General features: G+C 69.1%; 3 protein-coding genes. 2 read left to right on the top strand and 1 reads right to left on the bottom strand.

From position 1 onward, the window contains the following. Both ACIQF6_RS04650 and ACIQF6_RS04645 read left to right on the top strand, forming a co-directional pair. Positions 1–4605: RHS repeat-associated core domain-containing protein (locus ACIQF6_RS04650; RefSeq protein ID WP_400890044.1), on the top strand; the 4605-nt coding region annotated here is incomplete at its 5' end. Positions 4606–4659: 54 nt separating this feature from the next. Then, positions 4660–5253 (top strand): hypothetical protein, encoded by a 594-nt coding sequence (locus ACIQF6_RS04645; protein WP_400890042.1) that lies wholly within the window; start codon positions 4660–4662, stop codon positions 5251–5253. A gap of 215 nt (positions 5254–5468) precedes the next feature. Here the strand turns inward: ACIQF6_RS04645 and ACIQF6_RS04640 are convergent, their stop codons facing one another. Beyond that, positions 5469–7193: an AMP-binding protein gene (locus tag ACIQF6_RS04640; protein ID WP_400890040.1), complete on the bottom strand. Its 1725-nt coding sequence runs from the start codon at positions 7191–7193 to the stop codon at positions 5469–5471. Between the last annotated feature and the right edge of the window lie 124 nt (positions 7194–7317).

The raw sequence follows: 7317 nt of genomic DNA, 5'->3' as shown, positions 1-7317 counted from the left end.
GTCACGCTCCCCGCGACCAAACTCGCCTACAAGCAGATGGCCAACCGCCTCGACAAGACCGGCGACGGCCGCGCCCCCTTCATCAAGCAGCGCCTCGGCACGATCACCGACGACATCGGCGGGCAGATCGACGTCAACTACTCGGCCGCGGCCTGCGACTGGGCGAGCCTGCCCACCCCGCAGTCGAACACCACCCGCTGCTTCCCGCAGATGTACCAGGCCTCCGACGAGACCCCGGTCACCACCGAGTGGTTCAACAAGTACGTCGTCGAGTCGGTCATCGGCACCGACCGCACCGGCGGCGCGCCGGACATGGTGACCCGCTACAGCTACCTCGGCGACGCCGCCTGGCACTTCGACGACGAGGACGGCCTGACCAAGGAGAAGCTCAAGACCTGGTCCCAGTGGCGCGGCTACGCGCAGGTGCGGGTGCAGACCGGCGGCAACGCCGCCATGTCCACCCAGGCCGACCACTGGTTCCTGCGCGGCATGGACGGCGACCGCAACAACCCGTCCGACAAGAACGGCAAGCGCACCGTCACCGTCAACGACGGCCAGGGCACCGTCCTGACCGACGACAACGCCTGGGCCGGCGTCGAATTCCGCGTCGAGCAGTACGACAAGCCTGGCGGCGTGGTTCTCGGAAAGACCGTCACCACCCCGTGGAAGAAGCAGACCGCCGAGCGCGTCCGCGACTGGGGCACCACCACCGCCAACCTCATCGGCACCGCCACCAGCCGCACCTTCACCTCGCTCGACAAGGGCGCGGGGAACAGCTGGCGCGAGATCCGCACCAACACCACCTACGACGGCTACGGCCGCCCGGTCACGGTGGAGAACCTCGGCAACGTCGCGGATGCCACCGACGACAAGTGCACCCGCACCACGTACGCCGACAACACCGGCGCCTGGATCCTCACCGGCGTGATCCGCAAGGAGATCGTCGCCGCGAACTGCTCGGCGAACGTCGACCGCACCACCAAGGCCGACGGCACCTCCGCCGTCCTGTCCGACGCCCGCTACCACTTCGACGGCCAGGCCTACGGCGCCGCACCCGTCAAGGGCGACATCACCCTCACCCACGCGTTGAAGTCGGTCACCGGCACCAGCGCCACCTACCTCGACACCTCGGCCACCTACGACGTGTACGGCCGGGACCTGGTCACCACGCTGCTGGCCTCGTCCACCGTGTTCGACACCACGGGCGCGGGCAACCCCGTCACGACCGCCCTGCCCAACCCCCAGCCCACCAGCACCGAGTACACCCCGGCCACCGGCCGCCCGACCAAGTCCACGATCACCACGCCGCCCGCCACGGTCGGCAACGCGGCCACCGCCCAGACCACGACCACCGACTACGACCTGCTGCGCGGCCGGCCGGCTGACACCATCGACGCCAACAACCGCCGCACCGACGTCACCTACGACGCACTCGGCCGCACCCTGAAGGTCTGGCAGCCCGACCGCTCCAAGGCCAACGGCCTGACCCCCGACAAGGAGTACACCTACACCGTCGTCGACGGCCAGATCACCGTCGTCACGACCAAGACACTCAACGAAGACAGCTCCCAGCAGACCGCCTACGCCCTCTACGACGGCTTCTCCCGCGTCCGCCAGACCCAGGCACCGGGTCCCGACGGCGGCCGGATCCTGACCGACACCTTCTACGACGAGCGCGGCCAGGCCGCCAAGTCCTACGCCTCCTACTACGCCGCCGGCGCCCCCTCGGGCACCCTGCGCAGCGTCGACGACACCACCGGTGTCGAGACCCAGACCAAGCAGGAGTTCGACGGCCTCGGACGGGTCGTCAAGTCCACCGTGCTGGCGGGCAACGGCGTCGGCACCCCGCTGACCACCACGCTCACCGAGTACAACGGCGACCGGATCACCGTCACCCCGCCCACCGGCGGCACCCCCACCACCACCGTCACCGACGCGGCCGGACACACCACCGAGCTGCGCCAGTACAAGTCCGCGACGCCCACCGGCGCCTACGACAGCACCGCCTACGGGTACGACCCGGCCGGCAACCTCACCAAGCTGACCGACCCGGCCGGCACCGTCTGGACCTGGACCTACGACCAGCGCGGCCGACTGGTCAAGGCCGTCGATCCCGACAGCGGGACCACCGTCAAGACGTACAGCGACCGCAACGAGTTGACCAGCAGCACCGACGGGCGCGGCAAGACCATCGCCTCGGTGTACGACAACATGTCGCGGCTGGTGGAGACCCGTGACGGTTCGGCGACCGGTCCGCTGCTGACCTCCCAGGCCTGGGACCCGGCCAACAACAAGGGCCAGCTGTCCAGCAGTTCGCGCTACAGCACGGTGAACGGCACGACGTACGAGTACAAGACCGCGTACACGTTCTTCGACACCCTCGCCCGCCCGACCCGCACCACCACCACCATTCCGTCCGTCCCCGGCCAGGAGGCCCTTGCCGGCACCTACGTCGCGGGCACCATCTACCGACTCGACGGCCAGATCGGGTCCTTCGCCTACCCGGCCGCCGGCAACCTCGGCGGCGAGAGCGTCACCTACACCTACGACGGCCTGCACCGGCTCACCGCCGTCGGCGGCACGAGCACCTACCAGACCGGGCAGACCTACAGCCTCACCGGCAAGCCGCTGCAGACCACGCTCTCCAACGGCACTGCCAACAAGCAGGTCTACGTCACCAACTCCTACGAGTGGGGCACCCAGCGCCTGGCCTCCAGCCGCACCGACCAGTACGGCATCGCCACCCCGGCCCGGGCCGCCGCCTACACCTACGACCAGACCGGCAACGTCACCTCCGTCACCGAAACCTCCGCGGCCGGCACCGACCGCCAGTGCTTCGGCTACGACTACCTGGCCCGCCTGACCGAGGCCTACACGCCCAACACCGGCAGCTGCACGGCGCCGAACGGCACCCAGCTCGGCGGCCCCGCCCCCTACTGGACCAGCTGGACCTACAACACCAACGGCACCCGGGCCACCGAGACCCGCCACGACACCGGCGGCAACACCGGACAGGACGCCACCACCACCTACACCTACCCCGCCGCCACCGAGGCCCGGCCGCACAGCCTCGTCTCCACCAGCACCACCACCGGCGGCGTCGGCACCCCGGTCGTCGAGACCTACGGCTACGACAGCGCGGGCAACACCACCGGCCGCAGCCTCAAGCCCGCCGCGAACCAGACCAGCGACCAGACGCTGACCTGGAACAACGAGGGCAAGCTCGCCCAGGACGTCGCCGTCGCCAAGAGCGCGGGCTCCACCACGGGCACCACCACCACCGACTACCTCTACGACGCCGGCGGCAACCGCCTGATCGGCCACACCCTCGACACCGCGGCCCCGGCCGCCGAGAGCTGGACGCTCTACCTCGGCGCCACCGAGCTCAAGCTGGTCAAGGGCGCGGCCAAGGCCACCGCCACCCGCTACTACTCCCTCAGCGGATCCACTGCGGTCCGCACCGACGACAACAAGGTCACCTTCCAGACCACCGACCACCACAGCACCGCCATGGTCGGCATCGACGCCACCACCGGCGCGCTGAACCAGCGCCGCTCGCTCCCGTTCGGCGCCACCCGCGGCACCGCCCCCACCACCTGGGCCGGCACCCGCGGCTTCGTCGGCGGTACCACCGAACCCACCGGCCTCACCCACCTCGGAGCCCGCGACTACGACCCCACCACCGGACGCTTCATCAGCGTCGACCCCCTGCTGACCGCCACCGACCCCCAGTCCCTGGCCGGCTACACCTACGGCGACAACAACCCCCTCACCCTCAGCGACCCCACCGGGCGCTCCATCGGCGATCTGTTCAAGAAGGCCGAACAGCTCGCCTTTGATCTCGAAGAGATCGTCGAAGCGCTGGCGGCCGCCGCCACCAACACGCACCCGATGGATCGAACGACCGCGCACAACAATGCACAGAAGGTGGCGGCCGGAGAGATTCTTCAGCAGGCGAAGAAAATGGGTGCCAAAAATTTCAAGGTGGAGGAGAACGTTCCGATCCACGACGCCCACAAGGAGTGCATGCCCGACCTGCAGAACCCGTGCGGGAGGAACGGCGAGGCCGACATTGTCGGATATGACCCCGAAAGTGATGTCTACTGGGTCTGGGAGGTCAAGTCTGTAGGAGTTGCCGACAAGGCCGTCCCCGAGGCCCAGTGGTATGTCGACAAACTCCGCCAGGATGGTAAGAAGGCTGTTCTCGGCTGGGCGATCGGCGGTCCGTACAGCGTTCCGGACGGGAATGTGGTGGCCGGCCCGGCCGAAGGGGCGATAATCTACGGGAAGCCCAACGACAAGCGGATTCCCAAGAACAACCCCTCCGGCGGGTCCGCGCAGCAGTCGCAGACGACTCGCGTTCCCACCGCGCTCCCCGGCCCGGCCCCGGGCAAGTATCCTAAGACCGCGCATCAGCCCGGCCTCGGCACAACGCCGATGGCGACCGATGGTGTCGACATGTCGTACTTGCTGATTCCCGGCGGCGTTCTGGTGATTGCCGGAATCGTGGTCACAGCCCCGGAGGACATCGCGGTGGGGACGGTTGCCGGCGGCACCGCCGTGGTCACCCAATTCGCGAAGGAAATGTTCGACCTGGCCGCCTAGCCAAAAGAATGGAAAGTTCCAATGATTAGCCTTTCAAGGTGGATCAAAAAGCATGTGGGCAAGGTTGCCGAAGAGTCAGGGATGGTCGGCGACGGGCCGGCCTTCAGGTTGACTTCGAGCAGGGGCGACTGCGCTCTTGTCGAATTCGTTGACATGCGGCTCGATCGCGAGTCGGAGGTTTTCTCCGTTCGCGCCTCGATCGTGCCGTCGTCCGCCTGGGGTTGGTCGCAGCGCAGGAACTGGGAGCGGGCCCGCCAACAGAACCCGACCTCCTCGTCCGCGCTGATCCGCTGGGCGGTCAAGCCCCCTGCGGCGTATGCCAGGGATTTTGGTCCGCTCGATCCCAGTTGGACGTACGGCGGGCCGGTGGATCCGGACGCGTCGGGCGTGGCGCTGGCCTCGATTCTCGGGGAAGAGACCATTCCGACCATGAAGCGACTGCTGGACCGCGAGGAGTTGCTGGCCGAGTTCCTGGACCCGTCCTTCGACTTCCACCGGGACCGCCCGATCGGCTGGGCCAGGACTCTCCTGCGAGTCGATGACGCCTCGCCGGAGGAGCTTGAAGAGCTCCTCGGTCAGGTGGAGACCGACTACCCGGTCGCAGACGAATTCGCGGCCTGGGCCCGGATGCGGGCAAGCCGCAGCTGAAGGTGACGGCATAACGGTGGAGCGCTCGGCCTGACTACGGCCGGGCGCTCCACTCTTTGTCGACCCTCTGTCGACGTGCATGCTCGCGCCGTGCTGCCCGCCCCACGGCCTCACGACATCACGGCACCACGGCACCACGGCACCACGGCACCACGGCACCACGGCACCACGGCACCACGGCACCAATGTCCGGCGCCGTTGGGGCCGGCGAAGCGTCAGCCCTGGCGGAGTTCCGGGAAGTCGCTGTCCAGGTACTCGTTGGGGTTGCGGTCCCCGACGCGCTCCGCCTCGTGGGTGCGCAGTTCCACGCGGCGGATCTTGCCGGAGATGGTCTTCGGCAGGTCGGCGAACTCGAGGCGGCGGATCCGCTTGTAGGCGCTGAGCTTCTCCCGGGTGAACTTGAGGATGTCGCGGGCGAGTTCGGCACTGGGAGTGCGGCCGTCGACCAGCACCACGTACGCCTTGGGGACGGCCAGGCGCAGCGGGTCGGGAGAGGGGACGACGGCGGCTTCGGCGACGGCGGGGTGTTCGATCAGGACGCTCTCCAGCTCGAACGGGGAGATCCGGTAGTCGCTGGCCTTGAACACGTCGTCGGCGCGGCCGACGTAGGTGATCCAGCCGTCGGCGTCCTGTGCGGCGACGTCGCCGGTGCGGTAGTAGCCGTCGCGCATGGCGTCGGCGGTGCGCTCGGGGTCGCCGCGGTAGCCGCGCATCAGGCCGAGCGGGCGGTGGGCCAGGTCGAGGCTCAACTCACCCTCGTCGCCGGGCTTTCCGTCCACGTCGAGGAGGGCGACGCGGTAGCCGGGGAGCGGCCGTCCCATCGAGCCGGGCTTGACGGGCTGGCCGGGGCTGTTGCCGATCTGGCAGGTGGTCTCGGTCTGGCCGAAGCCGTCCCGGATGGTCAAACCCCAGGCGGCGCGGACCTGTTCGATCACCTCGGGGTTCAACGGTTCGCCGGCGCCGACGAGTTCGCGCAGTTCGGTGCGGTGCGAGCCCAGGTCGGCCTGGATCAGCATCCGCCAGACGGTCGGCGGGGCGCACATGGTGGTGACCCGACAGCGGGCGATCACGTCCAGCAGCTGCTCGGCGTCGAACCGGCCGTAGTTGAAGACCAGGACGGTGGCCTCGGCGTTCCACGGCGCGAACAGATTGCTCCAGGCGTGCTTGGCCCAGCCCGGCGAGGAGATGTTGAGGTGCACGTCGCCGGGGCGCAGCCCGATCCAGTACATGGTGGACAGGTGGCCGACCGGGTACGAGGCGTGGGTGTGCTCGACCAGCTTCGGCTTGGAGGTGGTCCCGGAGGTGAAGTACAGCAGCAGCGGGTCGTCGGCGAGCGTGACACCCTCCGGGGTGAACTCCTCGGCGGCGGCGTCGACCTGGCCGTAGTCGTGCCAGCCCTCCGGGACTTCACCGCTGTCGCCGGTCGCGCCGACGGCGATGCGCAGCGGGGCGCCGGGGAGGCCGGCGAAGCGGTCGGCGACCTCGGCGGCGGCGATCACGGCACGCACCTCGCCGCGTTCCAGGCGGTCGGCGAGGTCCTCCGCGGACAGCAGCAGGGTCGCGGGGATCAGCACCACGCCGAGCTTGATTGCGCCGAGCATCACCTCCCACAGTTCGCTGACGTTGCCGAGCATCACCAGGACGCGGTCGCCGCGCCCGAGGCCGAGTTCGCGCAGGTGGTTGGCGACCTGGTCGGAGCGGCGGGCGAGCTGGTCGAAGGTGTGGACGCGCTCGCTGCCGTCGGCCTCGACCACCCACAGCGCGGGGCGGTCGTTGCCGCGCGCCATCGGGTCGAAGTGGTCCAGGGCCCAGTTGAACTCGCCCAACTCCGGCCATTGGAAGGTGCGGTACGCGGTGTCGTAGTCGGTGGCGTGCTGCCACAGCACCTCGCGGGCGGCGCGGAAGTTGGCCACCGACGCGGCGCGGTCCAGCTGCGTCACCGGCCCGAAGTCCGTCCCGGGATCCGCGCCGGAGTCCGTGCCGGGTTCCGTGCTGGAGGCTGGGCCGTCGCCCGGCCGGGACGACAGTTGCTCATTGTTATCGACGTTCTCGGCTGAGCCCATG

This window comes from Kitasatospora sp. NPDC092948 (assembly GCF_044754805.1).
Classification (GTDB): domain Bacteria; phylum Actinomycetota; class Actinomycetes; order Streptomycetales; family Streptomycetaceae; genus Kitasatospora.
The sequence above is the reverse complement of the archived record's forward strand: the minus strand, read 5'-3'. Positions and strand labels throughout refer to the sequence as shown.